This is a genomic window from Mycobacterium montefiorense (genome assembly GCF_003112775.1).
Taxonomy (GTDB): Bacteria; Actinomycetota; Actinomycetes; order Mycobacteriales; family Mycobacteriaceae; genus Mycobacterium; species Mycobacterium montefiorense.
Genome location: NZ_BFCH01000008.1, coordinates 1 through 16,629 on the forward strand (window position 1 = coordinate 1; position 16,629 = coordinate 16,629).

General features: G+C 67.3%; 14 protein-coding genes. 8 read left to right on the forward strand and 6 right to left on the reverse strand.

Annotated elements, in window-relative coordinates:
- Both DB708_RS05815 and DB708_RS05820 read right to left on the reverse strand, forming a co-directional pair.
- Nucleotides 1-2,338: sensor histidine kinase (locus tag DB708_RS05815; protein WP_108921017.1), on the reverse strand; the 2,338-nt coding region annotated here is incomplete at its 3' end.
- A gap of 193 nt (nt 2,339-2,531) precedes the next feature.
- Entirely contained in the window at nt 2,532-3,137 is a 606-nt protein-coding gene (locus DB708_RS05820) for a class I SAM-dependent methyltransferase (RefSeq protein ID WP_108921018.1), read from the reverse strand.
- Nucleotides 3,138-3,169: 32 nt separating this feature from the next.
- On the opposite strand from DB708_RS05820, the gene DB708_RS05825 reads away from it, so the two are divergent.
- Complete coding sequence (locus DB708_RS05825; protein ID WP_108921150.1) at nt 3,170-3,634, forward strand: tRNA (cytidine(34)-2'-O)-methyltransferase; 465 nt, start codon at nt 3,170-3,172, stop codon at nt 3,632-3,634.
- A 36-nt stretch (nt 3,635-3,670) separates the two neighbouring features.
- Nucleotides 3,671-3,997, forward strand: a complete 327-nt coding sequence (locus DB708_RS05830) for a YciI family protein (RefSeq protein WP_108921019.1) — start codon at nt 3,671-3,673, stop codon at nt 3,995-3,997.
- Nucleotide 3,998: 1 nt separating this feature from the next.
- Here DB708_RS05830 and DB708_RS05835 read toward each other — a convergent pair whose 3' ends face one another.
- From DB708_RS05835 to DB708_RS05845, 3 genes are all read right to left on the reverse strand, one after another.
- Nucleotides 3,999-4,643, reverse strand: a complete 645-nt coding sequence (locus tag DB708_RS05835; RefSeq protein WP_108921020.1) for a nitroreductase family protein — start codon at nt 4,641-4,643, stop codon at nt 3,999-4,001.
- Nucleotides 4,644-4,722: 79 nt separating this feature from the next.
- Complete coding sequence (locus tag DB708_RS05840; RefSeq protein ID WP_108921151.1) at nt 4,723-5,067, reverse strand: hypothetical protein; 345 nt, start codon at nt 5,065-5,067, stop codon at nt 4,723-4,725.
- A 51-nt stretch (nt 5,068-5,118) separates the two neighbouring features.
- Entirely contained in the window at nt 5,119-8,415 is a 3,297-nt protein-coding gene (locus DB708_RS05845) for an error-prone DNA polymerase (RefSeq protein ID WP_108921021.1), read from the reverse strand.
- A 161-nt stretch (nt 8,416-8,576) separates the two neighbouring features.
- Between DB708_RS05845 and DB708_RS05850 the strand changes: the two genes are divergently transcribed.
- Nucleotides 8,577-9,920, forward strand: coding sequence for a wax ester/triacylglycerol synthase domain-containing protein (locus DB708_RS05850; protein ID WP_108921022.1), 1,344 nt, complete (start codon nt 8,577-8,579; stop codon nt 9,918-9,920).
- A gap of 41 nt (nt 9,921-9,961) precedes the next feature.
- Nucleotides 9,962-11,038: a trehalose-phosphatase gene (gene otsB / locus DB708_RS05855; RefSeq protein ID WP_108921023.1), complete on the forward strand. Its 1,077-nt coding sequence runs from the start codon at nt 9,962-9,964 to the stop codon at nt 11,036-11,038.
- On the opposite strand, the gene DB708_RS05860 is transcribed toward otsB, so the two are convergent.
- Entirely contained in the window at nt 11,035-11,910 is an 876-nt protein-coding gene (locus DB708_RS05860) for a MaoC family dehydratase (RefSeq protein WP_108921024.1), read from the reverse strand. The genes otsB and DB708_RS05860 overlap by 4 nt on opposite strands.
- A 95-nt stretch (nt 11,911-12,005) precedes the next feature.
- Between DB708_RS05860 and DB708_RS05865 the strand changes: the two genes are divergently transcribed.
- From DB708_RS05865 to DB708_RS05880, 4 genes are all read left to right on the forward strand, one after another.
- A complete protein-coding gene (locus DB708_RS05865; protein ID WP_108921025.1) occupies nt 12,006-12,716 on the forward strand; it encodes a histidine phosphatase family protein in 711 nt (236 codons plus the stop codon).
- A gap of 19 nt (nt 12,717-12,735) precedes the next feature.
- A complete protein-coding gene (locus DB708_RS05870; RefSeq protein ID WP_108921026.1) occupies nt 12,736-14,748 on the forward strand; it encodes an SDR family oxidoreductase in 2,013 nt (670 codons plus the stop codon).
- Entirely contained in the window at nt 14,745-15,773 is a 1,029-nt protein-coding gene (locus tag DB708_RS05875; protein WP_108921027.1) for a nucleoside hydrolase, read from the forward strand. Before DB708_RS05870 ends, DB708_RS05875 begins: the two co-directional genes overlap by 4 nt.
- Nucleotides 15,774-15,879: 106 nt before the next feature.
- Nucleotides 15,880-16,629, forward strand: a 750-nt coding sequence (locus tag DB708_RS05880) for a beta-ketoacyl synthase N-terminal-like domain-containing protein (protein WP_305803495.1), incomplete at its 3' end; no start/stop codon positions are given.

The window sequence follows — 16,629 nt, forward strand, 5'->3', positions numbered from 1 at the left end:
GGGTCGCCGGGGTGGTTGGCGCAGTTGGCGCCGGGCCGGTCCCCCGCGAGCGCGCGGCGAAGAATGCCGATGTGTCCGAGACCGCCGGTGTTGGTTTCGGGGGAAGTGGGCGCACCGGCTCTGGCGGTTGCCGGTTCTCGTTCTCCCACCGGGGCGTGATCAGCTCCCGCCGGCGCTGGGGTGGCCGCGGCGCGGCGGGCGCAGCGGGAACATCGGTGATGCCGCTGGAGCCGGGGCTGCGCCGGGGCAGCAACGAGATCGGTGGCGGCTGATCGGAGCCGTTGCTGGTCGCGACGGGAGGCTGCCGCGCCGCGCCGTGGACACCGTCGGGCGCGGGCATCGCGCTGGCTAGCTTGGCGCTCGGCGACGAGACCGCGCGGATCCGCTCTCGCGGGGCCTCCGAGATTTCGGCCGGGCCGCCGTTGAAGCCCTCCAGCACCGCCGGTGGCAGGTAGACCTCGGCGGTCATACCGGTGCCCGCCTCATCCGGCGCCGGACCACGCAGCCCAACCCGGATGCCGTGCCGGGCGGCGATCCGGCCCACCACGAAAAGCCCCATGTGGCGGGCATTGTCGGGGGTGACCTCGCCGCCGTCCTGTAGCCGCATGTTGGCCATCCGACGGTCGGCGTCGTTCATGCCCAAGCCGGAATCGGCGATCCGCAGCACCACACCTCCGTCGCCGCCACGCGCCGCCCAAACCCGGGCGTAGGTCGATGGCGGCGAGTAACGCAGGGCGTTGTCGATCAGCTCGGCGAACAGATGGATGGCCCCGCCGGCGGCCGCACCGACCAACATGCAGTCGGGCAGCTCGGCCATTTCGACCCGGCGGTAGTCCTCGACCTCGGAAACGGCCGCGCTGATCACCGTCGACAGTCCGACCGGCTCACGCTGGTCGCGGGCGAGCTGGGCGCCGGCGAGCACCAGCAGGTTGGCACTGTTGCGGCGCAGCCGCGCCGCCAGGTGATCCAGCCGGAACAGGCTGTCGAGGCGTTCGGGGTCCTCTTCGTTGCGCTCCAGCCGGTCGATCAGCGACAACTGCTGATCGACCAGTGACCGGCTGCGCCGTGACATGGTCTCGAACATGTCGTTGACCAGCAATCGCAACCGCGCTTCGTCACCGGCCAGCAGCAGGGCCTGGGTGTGCAGTTCGTCCACCGCATGGGCGACCTGACCGATCTCCTCGGTGGTGTACACCGGCAGCGGCACCGGAATCGGTTCGGCGCCACCGGCTTTGACGTGAGCGATCTCGTCCTCGAGGTCGGTGTGGGCGACCTTGAGCGCACCGTCGCGCAGCACGCGCAGCGGCACAACCAACGCGCGCGCCATCAGCAAGACGACGATCAGCGCGATCACGATGGCGGCCAGCACCAGGACGCCGTCGCTGATCGCGGCGTTGCGCCGATCAGTGGCCTGAGCCTGCACCGACTTCGTCACCGACGCGGTCGCGTCCGTGATGACCTGCTCGGCGATCGTGTCGGTGGTCTGGATCGAGCGCAGCAGGTCCGGATTGTCGACGAGCAGGCTGGCCGGATCGGACATGATCGCCATCCGGGTCACCATCTGCTGCTGCAACGTCTTGGCGTCGGGCGAACCCACGCCTAGCACCTGGCTGATCCCGAACAGCGTCGACGGTTCGGTGCCGGCCAGGGTGATCATCGAGGTGCGCAACTGCGGCTCGGGCAGGTCTGCGCCGCGCGTCACCAGGATCTCCTGCATCGTCATCTGGCCGCGGGCCCCGACCGCGCGGCTCAAACCCTGTGCCTGCGCGCGGATCTGCTGATCGTCCACGCGTACCGACGCGTTGATGACGTCCTCCGCCGTCAACAGCAGCGGCGCATAGGTGGTCACCCGGTCCCGCAAACCAAGGCTGTTGTCGGCCGCCTTGTCCAGTAACGATTGGCCGCCGCTCAGCAGGGTGCTCACTCCGGACCGAACGTCTTGGGTCACGTCAGTGTCGGACAGCCGCTGTAGCAGTTCGCCTTTGCGGGCGTCGTAGTTCTTCTTCGCGCCGTCGACGTCGCGACCGGTGGAGTTCGCCAACAAGGCGACATCCAAGGCCGACATGTATTTGGTGAGCGCCGGCAGCAAGTCGGCGTGGGCGGCGGCCAACCGTAGACCGCTGGAGCTCGACATCGCGGTGTTCACCCGCAGCCCGCCGAAAACCGCCGCCAGGATCAGCGGAACCAGCACGATCGCCAGCACCTTCCACCGGACCGGCCAGTTGCTCAGCGACCAGGCGGGCGGGCGTTTGGCCGGAGCCCCCCCAGCGGCGGAGACCTCGGCGAACTCGGTGGGCGCCGCCTCGGCCGGGGTGGCCGGGCGGTTGAACATGGTCATGTGGTCACAACGGCGCGATTGACCGCTGCGCTCACACTGCGCGTCGAATGAAACGAGAGGCTCATGAACTTCCTGCTTTTATTCCGCTCCCCCCGCGCCGAGACGCGCGAGCGGTAAACGCGTGGCAATTCGACGAGTATGACAGCCCGCGGCCTGGGTCACCAGAATCGTTACTGAGCAGAGAGCTAGGGGCCTACGCGGGCCGAAGAATTGCGACCAGGAAGTCGGAATCGTCGGCGAACGGCCGCAGATCCCAAGTGGATAGCAACAGATCGGGCGCGAATCCCGCGGCTTCGGCGTCGCCGAGAAAGTCGGCGAACTCATAGTCGCGGCCGGCACCGAAGCCGATCGCGGCTCGACCGTCGTCGGCGACGTGGGCACGCAGCCGGCGCAGCACCTGACCCCGGGTACTCGGGGCCAGGAACGCCATGACATTGCCGGCGGACACGATGACGTCGAACGGTTCGGCGATGCCGCGCGCGGGCAAATCCAGCTCGGCGAGGTCACCGACGAGCCACTGCGGACCCGGATAATCCTGCTCGGCCGCTGCGATGAGCGCCGGGTCGACGTCGACTCCGACCACATGATGACCGGCCGTGGCCAGGTAGCCGCCCAACCGGCCGGGGCCGCAGCCGGCATCGAGGATGCGGGCGCCGCGCGGCACCATCGCGTCCACGAAGCGAGCCTCGCCGGCCAGATCGTCACCGGCGCGGGACATGGCACGGAAGCGCTCGATGTACCAGTCCGAATGCCCCGGATCGGCAGCGACCTTCTGCATCCAGATGCTCTGCTCGACCATGCCTGCATTATCGCCCGTGTGAGGATGGCGTGGTGTTCCGGCTGATGTTCTACTCGCCACGCATCGCGCCGAATACGGGTAACGCCATCCGGACGGCCGCCGCCACCGGCGCCGAATTGCATCTGATTGAGCCGATGGGCTTCGACTTGTCCGAACCCAAGGTGCGCCGCGCCGGATTGGACTATCACGACCTGGCGTCGGTGACGGTGCACCCGACGCTGGCCGCCGCGTGGGACGTGCTGATGCCGGCGCGGGTGATCGCGTTCACCGCGCATGCGTCGACGTCGTACGCCGACATCGCCTACCGGCCCGGCGACGTGTTGATGTTCGGTCCCGAACCCGATGGGCTGGACGCGCAAACCCTGGCCGACAGTCACATCACCGCGCGGGTGCGCATCCCGATGCTGTCAGGCCGGCGTTCACTGAACCTGTCCAACGCCGCGGCGATCGCGATCTACGAGGCCTGGCGCCAGCACGGCTACTCCGGGGCGACGTAGCGATGAATCCTGGCCCCGCCGCGAGTCAGCATTGATATGCCCACCTTCATCACGATCGGCTACGGCGACGAGGCCGGATACCGCCGATTGAGCGACGACCGCCGACGGGCCGCGCACGCCCGCGACGACGAACTCAGCTCGTCCGGCGCGCTCGTCGGCCGCGCCGGCAACCCCGTCCAGGTGCGCAATCCGGACGGCGCGGGGGTGTCGATCGAGCCGGGCGCGTTCCTTCGATCGCCGTTGCCGATCGCGGGGTTCGCGGTGATCGAGGCCGAGAACATCGACGCGGCGATCGAGCGGGTGAGCCAGACCCCGTGTGCGGTCGCGCACGGGGTCGTCGAGGTATGGCCGCTGCAGCCCTGAGTTACCAGGTGTTCCAGTGCGTCAGAGTTTCGGCCGGTAGCCGCCTGGCCGGCCGGAAGTCGGTGCCCTTGGTGTAGGCGATCGGGAACAGCCCACCCTGGCTGAACCGCTCGTGGGGAATGCCGAGCACCTCGGCGGCCTTGCGTTCGCCGTCACCGAGCAGGTGCAGCGTCGTCCAGCAGGAACCCAGACCGCGGGAGCGCAGCGCCAGGCAGAAGCTCCAGACCGCCGGGAACAGCGACGCCCAGAACGAGACCCCACCGATCGCCGACTTGTCTTCGCGGCCTTCCAGGCACGGGATCATCAGCACCGGCGCCTCATGCATGTGCTCGGCGAGGTACATCGCGGAATCCTTGACCTTCGGCATCCGCTCACCGCGGGTGTCACCCTCGGCGTATTCGCGCATCGGCGAGGTGAGGTAGTCGCGGGCATGGCCCAGGTAGATGTCGGCGATCGCCTTCTTCTTGTCAGCGTCTTCGACGAACACCCACTGCCAGCCCTGCGTGTTGGAGCCGGTGGGCGCCTGCAGCGCCAGCTCGAGGCAGTCCATCAGGACTTCGCGAGGCACCGGCTTGTCGAAGTCGAGGCGTTTGCGCACCGAGCGGGTGGTGGAAAGCAGTTCGTCGACGGACAAGTTGAGGGTCATGTGTGGAGGTTACGTGGGCTCTGCGCGCCGAACGTGCACTCAGGGCGAGATTTTCGCCATTCGTTCGCGCGCGAAGGCATCAGCTCGGGGGTGGGGGCGGCGCATCGGGCGCAATCGCTCCGCCACAGCCGCCAGGCGGTGGCGGCCCGGGGAGAGGCTCGTCGCCGCTGACGCAGTCGTAGTAGAACTGAGGACCGACCGCCCAGGTTTTCATCCACTGGTGCCAATACGACCCGTCGGGGTACTTTTCGCCATCACACACGGCCAAATTGCCCCAGCCCCAGCGACCGCCCGGGCAGAAACCTTTGGTCATGTCCGGCTGGTGCGGGTCGGGCGGATCAGCGCTGGCGACCGCGTTAGGAAGTAATAACGCCGCAGCGCAACCCAATATTGCAGCGCCATGGCGAGCAAACTTGCATTTAATTTCGACGCTCATAAAACATTGAATCAATACACACCAGTACATATTGCGTGTTTAGCGGAAATCGCGGGACTTGGAGCCGACCGCCAAGGTGATGCGGCCCAGCCGCTCGGCCACCACGGTGATTGCGCCGCTGGCGTTTTGGACCTGACCGCGGATCAGCAGCGCCGGTGCGGTGTTCGCCAGCTTGCGGTGTCGCGCCCACACCCCCGGTGTGCAGAGCACGTTGACCATCCCGGTCTCGTCTTCGAGGTTGACGAACGTGACGCCCTGCGCCGTGGCGGGTCGCTGCCGATGGGTCACCGCACCGGCGATCAGCACCCGATCGCCGTCGGGCACCGACCCCAGCGCGTCGGCGGGTACCACCCCCATCGCGTCCAGGTCGGCCCGCAGGAACTGGGTCGGATAGCTGTCCGGGGAGATACCGGTGGCCCACACGTCGGCGGCAGCCAGTTCCAGCGCAGTCATCCCGGGCAGCGCCGGGATGTGCGACGACGAGCCCACCCCGGGCAGCCGATCCGGCCGCCCCGCTGCCGCGGCCCCGGCCGCCCACAGCGCCTCGCGCCGCGACGTCCCGAAGCAGCCCAGCGCCCCGGCCGTCGCCAACGCCTCGGTCTGCGGCACGGAAAGCTGCAGCCGGGTGGTCAGATCAAGCAGAGAAGCAAACGCGCCGTTGGCCTTTCGCTCATCGACCAGCTGCTCGGCAAGGTCGTCACCGATATAACGGACTGCGCCCAGCCCGAGGCGAACCTCCGTCCCCGCGTTCTCGAGGGTGGCATGCGCCAGGCTGGCGTTGACGTCCGGGCCGTGCACCAGCACGCCGTGCCGGCGCGCGTCGGCCACCAGCGACTGCGGTGAATAGAAACCCATCGGCTGCGCACGCAGCAGCGCGGCGCAGAACGCGGCCGGGTGGTGCAGCTTGAACCACGACGAGTAGAACACCAGCGACGCAAAGGACAGCGCATGGCTTTCCGGGAAGCCGAAATTGGCGAACGCCTCCAGCTTTTCGTAAGTCCGGTCGATCACCTGGTCGGTGGCGCCGTGCAATCTGCGCATGCCGTCGTAGAACCGGCCGCGCAGCCGTTGCATGCGTTCGGTGGAGCGTTTGGATCCCATGGCGCGCCGCAGCTGGTCGGCCTCGGCGGCGGAAAACCCGGCGCAGTCGACCGCGAGCTGCATCAGCTGCTCCTGAAAGAGCGGCACTCCCAGTGTCTTTCGCAGCGCCGATTCCATGGACGGATGGTCGTAGACGACCGGGTCGATGCCGTTGCGCCGCCGGATGTAGGGATGCACCGAACCGCCCTGGATGGGTCCGGGGCGGATCAGCGCGACCTCGACCACCAGGTCGTAGAACACCCGCGGCTTCAGCCTGGGCAGGGTGGCCATCTGTGCGCGCGACTCCACCTGGAACACGCCGACGGAATCGGCGCGCTGCAGCATCTCGTATACCGCGGATTCGGAGAGGTCGAGGCGGGCCAGGTCGACCTCGATGTCTTTGTGCTCGGCCACCAGGTCTTTCGCGTAGTGCAGCGCCGAGAGCATGCCCAGCCCGAGTAGGTCGAACTTCACCAACCCGATGGCCGCACAGTCGTCTTTGTCCCATTGCAGGACACTGCGGTTCTCCATCCGCGCCCACTCCACCGGGCAGACGTCGGCGATCGGGCGATCACAGATCACCATGCCGCCGGAATGAATGCCCATATGCCGCGGCAGGTTCCGGATCTGGTTGGCAAGCTCGATCACCTGTGGCGGGATGTCCTCGATATCCGGCGAGTCCGCTAACCCGTTCCAGTGGCTGATCTGCTTACTCCAAGCGTCCTGCTGACCCTGCGAGAATCCCAGGGCACGGGCCATGTCGCGCACCGCGATTCGCCCGCGGTAGGTGATGACGTTGGCAACCTGAGCGGCGTAATCCCGGCCGTATTTGTCGTAGACGTACTGGATGACCTTCTCGCGCTGATCCGACTCGATGTCCATGTCGATATCGGGCGGCCCGTCGCGGGCGGGAGACAGGAAGCGCTCGAACAACAGCTCGTTGACCACCGGATCAACCGCGGTGACCCCAAGGGCGTAACAGACCGCGGAGTTGGCCGCCGATCCCCTGCCCTGGCACAGGATGTTGTTGCGCCGGCAGAACTGGACGATATCGTGCACCACCAGGAAGTAGCCCGGAAATGCCAGTTGGGCAATAACTTTCAGCTCATACTCGATCTGGGCGTACGCTCGCGGCGCGCCCTCGGGGAGCCCGTAGCGATCCCGCGCCCCCGCCATCGTCAACTGCCGCAACCAGCTGTCCTCGGTGTGCGGTTCGGGCACGTCGAACGGCGGCAGCTGCGGCGCGATGAGCGCCAGCCCGAACGCGCACTGCTCGCCGAGTTCGGCAGCGGCAGTCACCGCCTCGGGGTGCTGCGCGAACAGCCGGGCCATCTCCTCACCGGATCGCAGATGCGAACCCGCCAGCGGGGCCAGCCATCCCGCAGCCGAGTCCAACGACTGCCGGGCCCGGATGGCACCCATCGCCATGGCCAGCCGGCGTCGCGACGGGCCCGCGAAATGCGCTCCGGTGGTAGCGACGGTGCCGACCCCGAACCGCGGCGCGATCCCGGCCAGTGCCCCATTGCGTTCGTCGTCGAGCGGCTGGCCATGGTGGGTCAGCTCGACACTGACCCGCCGCGCCCCGAAGCGGTCCACCAGATCGGCCAGCGCCCGCTCTGCGGCTTGTGGCCCGCCATCGGAAAGTGCTTGGCGTACATGGCCTTTACGGCATCCCGTCAGGATGTGCCAGTGCCCATCGGCGGCCTCGGTCAGCGTGTCGATGTCGAAGCGCGGCTTGCCCTTCTCACCGCCGGCCAGATGCGCGGCGGCCAGCTGCCGCGACAGCCGCCGGTAGCCCTCCGGACCGCGGGCCAGCACCAGCAGATGCGGTCCGGGCGGGTCCGGGTTCTCGGTACGAGCCTGCGAAACCGACGCGGCGCCCAGCGACAGCTCGGCGCCGAACACGGTACGCATGTCGAGTTCAACGGCCGCCTCGGCGAACCGCACCGCCCCGTACAGACCGTTGTGGTCGGTCAGCGCCAGCGCACGCAAGCCCAACCGGGCGGCCTCCTCGACCATCTCCTCGGGCGTGCTGGCCCCGTCCAGGAAGCTGTACGCCGAATGCGCGTGCAGCTCGGCATAGGCGACGGACGAGCAACCCCGCCGCTGGTTCGGCGGCTCGTACATCCCGCGCTTGCGCGACCAGGGCGCCTCTGTCGGAGGTTCCTGCGCAATCGGCGTGCCGGCGTGCCGCGGCTTGCCGTCGAGCAGCCGCTCCATTTCCGCCCAGCTTCGCGGCTCATTGCTGAAACCCACCCGAACAGTCTATCGAATATATGTTCGATTTCATGCTCGGTTGTTAAAGCGGTTGTTAAACAGGTCTTCAACTTCTAAACAGAGAGTTAACGGACAGAGATCTATCGCGATGGGGCGCGGCGACAGATACTGGTACGGGGCAACCACGGGCGGGAATCAAAATGGGACAGCTGATAACGGCATTTGACGCGGGTTTGCGCACCGCGGCGGACTCCGGCCGGCAAGCGAGCCTGGCGACCGGCGCGGTCGCCATCATCGAAGGCGCCGTCCCCGACCTTGGGCAGCTGAAATCCCTTCTTGCAGAACGTATTCAGTCCATCCCGCGGTGCCGCCAGGTGTTGCGGACCCACTCGCTGCGCGGTGCCCGGCAATGGATCGACGATCCGGGATTCGACCTCACCTATCACCTGCGCCGCGTCGCGGTTGGGCGCCCGGGCGATGAAGCAGACCTGTCAGGGGCGATCGCTCACGCGTGCGAGCGTCCCCTCGAATTGGACCGCCCGCTGTGGGAGTGCTGGGTTATCGAGGGCCTCAAGGGCAAGTGGGCAATCTTGATGAAGGTCCATCACTACCTCTCCGAAGCCGTCCCTGCCGCCCACCTTCTCACCAGACTCTGCGACGGCGCCGACAGCGATATATTTGCCAATCAAGCTGAGCCCAAACAGAATTCGATACAAGCCCAGAAGCGGGGCTGGGCCGATGCGCTCTGGCATGCTTCGGCCGTCGCCGGCACCGTCACGAACACCCTGGCCGATACGGCCTGGTCGGTGGCACGGATGTCGTCGAACGAACCGGCAGTCACCAGGCGTCGCTACGGCACGGTGCGCGTTCCCCTCGCCGCCGTCGACGCGGTGTGCGCCAAGTTCCGGGTGACCACCAACGACGTCGCGCTCGCCGCCATCACCGAGGGCTTCCGGGCCGTACTGCTGCACCGTGGCGAACAACCGCGCGCGGGCTCGCTGCGCACTCTGGAGAACAGGTATCTGCCCGTCGAGCACGACGATCCGGTGCGGCGGCTGCGGATCGTGCACAACAGCTTGAACAAACCCAGGCCGATAAAGCAGAGCCTCAACATTGCAGAACTGGCAACCAGCTTCATGCCATTTACATTGTGCGCCAAGGCGCTTCAACTGACACTGAGCCGGCTTCCGCAACCGGGCATCGTCACGCTGGCCACCAACGCAGCCGGGCCACGTCATCGGTTGAGGCTGATGGACGCCACCGTCGAACGCCTGCTACCCATTCCCCCGACGGCTTCGCAGCTGTCCAGCGGGGTCGCGGTGTTGAGCTACGGCGATGAGCTGATCTTCGGTATCACCGCCGGCTACGACGCCGCCCCCGAGCTCGGGCAGCTCGCCGCCGGGATCGAACGGGAGATGGCGCACCTGACGGCGCTCAGCCAAGACTCCGTCCTGCTGTTCACCAAGGATCGCCGCAAACGCCGGGCCCCCGGCGCTGCCCCACGGGTACCGCCCAGCCACCCGTGGGCGCGAGCACGCCACTGACCCAAGCCGAGCGGCGTTGATGACCGTGAGAGGGTTGATCAATGCCATCGGTCACCATCGACCCGCGCCGCCATGACGCGGTGCTGTTTGACCAAGACGCCGACTCGGCGCTGGTGAAGCAGCTGCGTGAGGCCGGTGTCGACGTCACCGTGCATGCCGAGGACCCGGCCGCGGCCGCCGGGCGGCTGGGCGTACTGGCGGGACGCTGCGTCGTCGTCGCGGCGAGCGCGGCGGTGGCCAAGGCCGCGCGCGAGGCCGGGTTCGCGTTGGTGATCGACGCCAAGGACGGCAGTGACATCGCCGTGCGCACCGGGGACCGGCGAATGTCGCAGCTGCCCGACGCATCGCAGCTCCTCGACGAGGGCCTGGATGCGCGGCAGCCGGCGGTGTTCTTCGACTTCGACGGCACGCTATCCGACATCGTCAACGATCCGGACTCGGCGTGCCTTGTCGCCGGTGCCGCCACGGCGCTGCAGCAGTTGGCCGCGCGCTGCCCGGTCGCGGTACTGTCCGGCCGCGACCTTGCCGACGTCACGGCACGCGTCGGCCTGCCGGGCATCTGGTATGCCGGCAGCCACGGATTCGAGTTGACCGCACCCGATGGCATCCACCACCAAAACGACGCCGCGGCCGCGGCCATTCCGATGCTGGAATCCGCGGCCGCCCAGCTAGGCGAACGACTCGGGTCGATTCCCGGTGTCAGGGTGGAGCACAAACGGTTTGGCGTATCGGTGCACTATCGCAACGCCGCACGAGACCGCGTCGGCGAGGTAACGGCAGCGGTGCGCGCAGCGGGTCAGCGCGACGCACTGCGGGTGACCACCGGCCGCGAAGTCATCGAGCTGCGTCCGGATGTCGATTGGGACAAGGGGGCAACCCTGCGCTGGGTGCTCAATCACTTGCCCGGGTCGACACCTTTGACACCGGTCTATCTCGGCGACGACATCACCGACGAGGATGCGTTCGACGCGGTGCGCGATGACGGGATACCAATCATTGTGCGGCACAACGACGATGGCGACCGGGCCACCGCCGCGCTATTCGCGCTGGATAGTCCGGTCAGCACGACCGAGTTCGTCGGGCGTCTGGCCCGCCGGCTAGCTGACGCCGGGAACTAGTCCGCCGCGTATTCGACCGCGCCGTCGTCGAGCACGATCCGCCCGGCCTCGGCGCCTTCGGCGCCAGAAGCCTCGGTACGGAAGACCGCCTTGCCCGGATCGGTGCGCCAGATCAGCGTCGTCAACGTCTCGCCCGGGAACACCGGCGAGCTGAAGCGCGAATCGATCGAAGTGATGTTGGCCGCGAGGCCCTTGCCGAGCTCCGTGACCAGCGCGCGGCCCGCCACCCCATAGCTGCACAGCCCGTGCAGGATCGGCTTGGGGAACCCGGCCAGCTCCCGGGCGAACCACGGGTCGCTGTGCAGCGGGTTGCGGTCACCGGACAGCCGGTAGATCAGCGCCTGATCCTCGCGGGTGGACAAGGCAACCTTGATGTCGGGCTCACGGTCCGGAAATTCCGGGGCTATCGGGCGTTGACCCGGCTGCCCGCCGAAACCGCCGGCGCCCCGGACGACAAAGGTGGTCGATGTCTCGGCGATCAGCGCTTGCGAATCCGGGTCGGTGCCGCGGCCGCGCAGCATCACGACCGCGTTCTTGCCCTCGCCCTTGTCCTGAATGTCTGTGACCTCGGTGACGACCGACAGCTTGCCCGCCGCCGGCAGCGGCGCGTGCAGCCGGATGCCTTGCGAGCCGTGTAGCAGCATGGCCCAGTTGAACTTTCCGATCTTGCCCGCCGCACCGAACGCGGGACAGCAGATCACCGCGTAGGTGGGCAGCACCTGCTGGGTGATCTCGTGGCTGTTCTCGGTGGTGAACGACAGGTCGTCGAGCCCCGCGCCGACGCCAAGGGCGTACAGCAGCGTGTCCCGGTCGGTCCATTCGAACAACATCGGCTCGGTCACTGCACCGATAGCACTCGGGTCAATCGCCATGCGCGTCTCCTCCGGATCTGCAAATTCAAGCTTTTCTGCACCCAACCATTGCAAACCCTTCCCCCTGGGGCTGTCGGCAGGGCAGGCTATTCGACATGGCCACGCGCAGCATGATCGGAAAGACCGCCAAGTTAATGGCCGTACTCGCCGCAACGCTCCTTGTCGGCGCTTGCGGCGGATCGGCGCAGGCCCGTGCCATCACGCTGACGTTCGTCCGAAACGCGCAGACCCAAGCCGACGCCGACGGAATCATCAACACCGATCCGCCGGGCCCCGGCCTCACCGCCGAGGGCAAGGGTCAGGCGCAACAGGTAGCGCACCAGAGCGGTCGCAACGACTTCGACGCCGTCTACGCCTCGGCCATGGCCGAAGCGCAGCAGACCGCCAGCCCGCTGGCGGGCGAACTCGGCAAGCAGGTCGAGATCCTCAGTGGCGTGCAGTCACTGGGTGCCGGCTGGTACAACGGCAAACCCGAATCGATCGCGGGTGCGACGTACCTGCTGGCCCCGACGGACTGGATCAACGGGGACGTCCAGAACAGCATCCCGGGAGGGCTGAGCGGGAAGCAGTTCAACGAGCAGTTCACCGCCGCGGTCAACAAGGTCTACAACAGCGGCCACAACAAGCCGGTGGTGTTCTCCCAGGGCGCGGCGATCATGGCCTGGACGCTGATGAATGCCCGCAACGGCAAGAGCAGCCTGCTGACCAGCCACCCCCTGCCGAACATCGGCCGCGTGGTGATCACCGGCAACCCGTCGGACGGGTGGACGCTGGTCGAATGGGACGGCATCCGCAACTTCAGCTGATCCCCGCTACCATGGCTGAATGCGGTATGTCGTTACCGGCGGTACCGGGTTTATTGGCCGCCGCGTCGTAGCTCGATTGTTGGACACTCGACCCGACGCCGAAGTGTGGATTCTGGTCCGGCGTGAGTCGCTGGGACGGTTCGAACATCTCGCCACCGAGTGGGGTGAACGCGCCAAACCGCTGGTCGGCGACCTGACGGAGCTGGGGCTGACCGACGAGCGGTTGGCCGAGCTGGGCCGGGTCGACCAGCTGGTGCACTGCGCGGCCATCTACGACGTCACCGCCGGCGAGGCCGAACAGCGCGCCGCCAACGTCGAAGGCACCCGCGCCGTCATCGGGCTGGCGCAGCGGCTGGACGCCACCTTGCATCACGTGTCGTCGATCGCGGTCGCGGGAGACTTCGCCGGCGAGTACACCGAGGACGACTTCGACGTGGGCCAGCAGCTGCCCACTGCCTACCACCAGACGAAGTTCGAAGCCGAACTGTTGGTGCGGTCGCAACCCGGGTTGCGCTACCGCATCTACCGCCCGGCCGTGGTGGTCGGCGACTCACGCACCGGCGAGATGGACAAGATCGACGGCCCGTACTACTTCTTCGGTGTACTGGCCAAGCTGGCCATTTTGCCGTCGCTGACGCCGATCCTGCTGCCCGACACCGGGCGCACCAACATCGTCCCGGTCGACTATGTCGTCGACGCGCTGGTCGCGCTGATGCACAGCGACGGCACCGACGGGCGGACCTTCCACCTGACCTCACCGAAAACCATTGGACTGCGCGGAATTTACCGTGGAGTCGCCAGGGCCGCCGGATTACCCCCACTGCGCGGGTCGCTGCCTCGCGCGGTGGCCGCACCGGTGCTGAAAGTCAGCGGGCGCGCCAAGCTGCTGCGGAATATGGCGGCCACCCAGCTGGGAATTCCCGCCGAGGTGTTGGACCTTGTCGACCTGGCCCCCACCTTCGTCAGCGACACGACCCAAAACGCGTTGCACGGCAGCGGCATTGAAGTCCCCGAGTTCGCCAGCTATGCACCCAAGCTGTGGCGGTACTGGGCCGAGCATCTCGATCCCGATCGCGCCCGCCGCGACGCGCCGGATGGTGCGCTGCAGGGCCGGCACGTGATCATCACCGGCGCATCCAGCGGTATCGGACGGGCGTCGGCGATCGCGGTCGCCGAACGGGGCGGATGCGTGTTCGCGCTGGCCCGCAACGGCTCCGCGCTCGACGAGCTGGTGGCCGAGATCCGCGCGAACGGCGGCCAGGCACACGCCTTTACCTGTGATGTCACCGATTCTGTTTCGGTGGAGCACACCATCAAAGACATCCTGGGCCGCTTCGGCCATGTCGACTATCTGGTGAACAACGCCGGGCGTTCGATTCGCCGGTCGGTGGTCAACTCCACCGACCGGCTGCACGACTACGAGCGGGTTATGGCGGTCAACTACTTCGGTGCGGTGCGAATGGTGCTGGCGCTGCTGCCGCACTGGCGCGAGCGCCGATTCGGTCACGTCGTCAATGTCTCCAGCGCCGGCGTGCTGGCTCGCAACCCCAAGTACAGCTCGTATCTGCCGACCAAGGCGGCGCTGGACGCGTTTTCCGACGTGGTCGCCTCGGAAACACTGTCCGACCACATCACGTTCACCAACATCCATATGCCGCTGGTCAAGACGCCGATGATCGCGCCGTCGCAGCGGCTCAACCCGGTGGCGCCGATCAGTCCCGAACGGGCGGCGGCGATGGTGGTGCGCGGCCTGGTCGACAAGCCGGCCCGCATCGACACCCCGCTGGGCACGCTCGCCGAAGCCGGCAACTACCTGCTGCCCAAAACCTCGCGTCGAATCCTGCATCAGGTCTACCTGGGGTATCCCGATTCTGCTGCCGCGCTGGGAGTTCCGCCGCCCAGCGGTGAAACCAAGCGCGACCACGCCCCGGTAAGAAGGCGGCCCAAACGCCCGGTTCGTGCCGTCGGCCGCATCGGGGTCCCCAGGCCGGTCCGCAAGGCGATCCGGCTGGTGCCCGGAGTTCATTGGTGACGGACCCATCGCCGGTCTTCATCGATGTCGACACCGGCGTCGATGACGCGCTGGCCCTGATCTACCTGCTGGCCAGTCCGGACGCCGACCTGGTCGGCATCGCCTCGACCGGTGGAAATGTTGGCGTACAACAGGTTTGCGCCAACAATCTGGGCCTGCTCGAGCTGTGCGGTGTCACCGGCATTCCGGTGTCGAAGGGCGCCGACGAAACGCTGACCGGCCCGCTGCGGACCCCCTCCAAGGTCCATGGCCCACGGGGCCTGGGCTATGCTGACCTGCCCCCCGGCGGCGCCGCGCTGACCGAGTACGACTCCGCGACGGCCTGGGTGCGCGCAGCGCAGGCCTTTCCCGGCGAGCTGATCGGCGTGGCGACCGGGCCGTTGACCAATCTGGCGCTGGCGCTGCGCGCCGAGCCCGCACTGCCAAACCTGTTGCGCCGGCTGGTCATCATGGGCGGCTCCTACGACCACATCGGCAATACCACCGCCGTCGCGGAATGGAACATCAGCGTGGACCCCGAAGCAGCACACGAGGTGTTCGTGGCGTGGTCCGCCGAAGGCCTTGGCCCGCAGCGGCTTCCGATATTGTGCGGCTTGGATCTGACCCGCAACGTCGCGATCACTCCGCAAACCCTGGCGAAGTTGGCGGCTGCCGCGGATTCGACCTCGACGCCGATGAGTGTGGAGGACGAACGGGGCACCCGGTCGACGGCGTCCAACCCGGTGATCCGGGTGATCGAGGACGCGCTGCGGTTCTACCTCGAGGGCTACTTCGACAACGGGCACGGATATCTGGCGCATCTGCACGACCCGTTGGCCGCCGCGGTCGCGCTGGATCCCGAACTCATCACGACCCGTTCGGGCCGAGTGGATGTCGAGCTCGCCGGGACCCTGACCCGCGGCATGACGGTGACCGACTGGCGCCGGGAACCCAACGCGCACATCGGTGTTGGCGTCGATCCGGCATTTTTCTTCGACCGGTTCATCCAACGCGTGGCGCCATTCGCGCGTCGGCTCGCCCGCTAAAGGGGGCTTTGCCGGTCACCTTCCGTTGACAGAACCCGGCCAGCAACGATGGAATAGTTGCGTATCTGCGTGGGGTTGCGTTAGTCAGCATGGGAGGACCTTCGCAATGACAGAGCTGGTTACCGGAAAAGCGCTTCCGAATGTCGTGGTCACTGGCATTGCCATGACAACCGCGCTTGCCGCCGATGCCGAGAGCACTTGGAAGCTGTTGTTGGACAGCCAAAGCGGAATCCGCACTCTCGAAGACTCGTTTATCGAACACTACGACTTGCCAGTACGCATCGGCGGGCACCTGCTGGAGGATTTCGATCAGGGGTTGACGCGCGCCGAGCGACACCGGATGGGTTGGCTGCAGAAGATGGCCGCCATCGTGAGCCGCCGAGTGTGGGAGAACGCCGGTTCGCCCGAGGTCGACCCCAACCGGTTGCTGGTGTCCGTCGGCACCGGCCTGGGCTCGGCCGAGCAAATCGTGTTCAGCTACGACGATATGCGCGCGCGAGGCCGCAAGGCTGTGTCACCGCTGGCGGTGCAGAAGTACATGCCCAATGGCCCCGCCGCGGCAATAGGGCTGGAACGCCACGCCAGGGCCGGGGTGATCAGCCCGATTTCGGCATGCGCGTCCGGCTCGGAAGGCATCGCCCAGGCCTGGCGCAGCATCGTCCTGGGCGAGGCCGACATCGCGATTTGCGGCGGCGTCGAGGTCAAGATCGAAGCGGTGGCGATCGCGGCGTTTGCCCAGATGCGCATCGTGATGTCCACCCGCAACGATGACCCGGCCGGGGCATGCCGCCCGTTCGACCGGGACCGGACCGGTTTCGTGTTCGGCGAGGCCGGCGCGCTGATGGTCATCGAAACC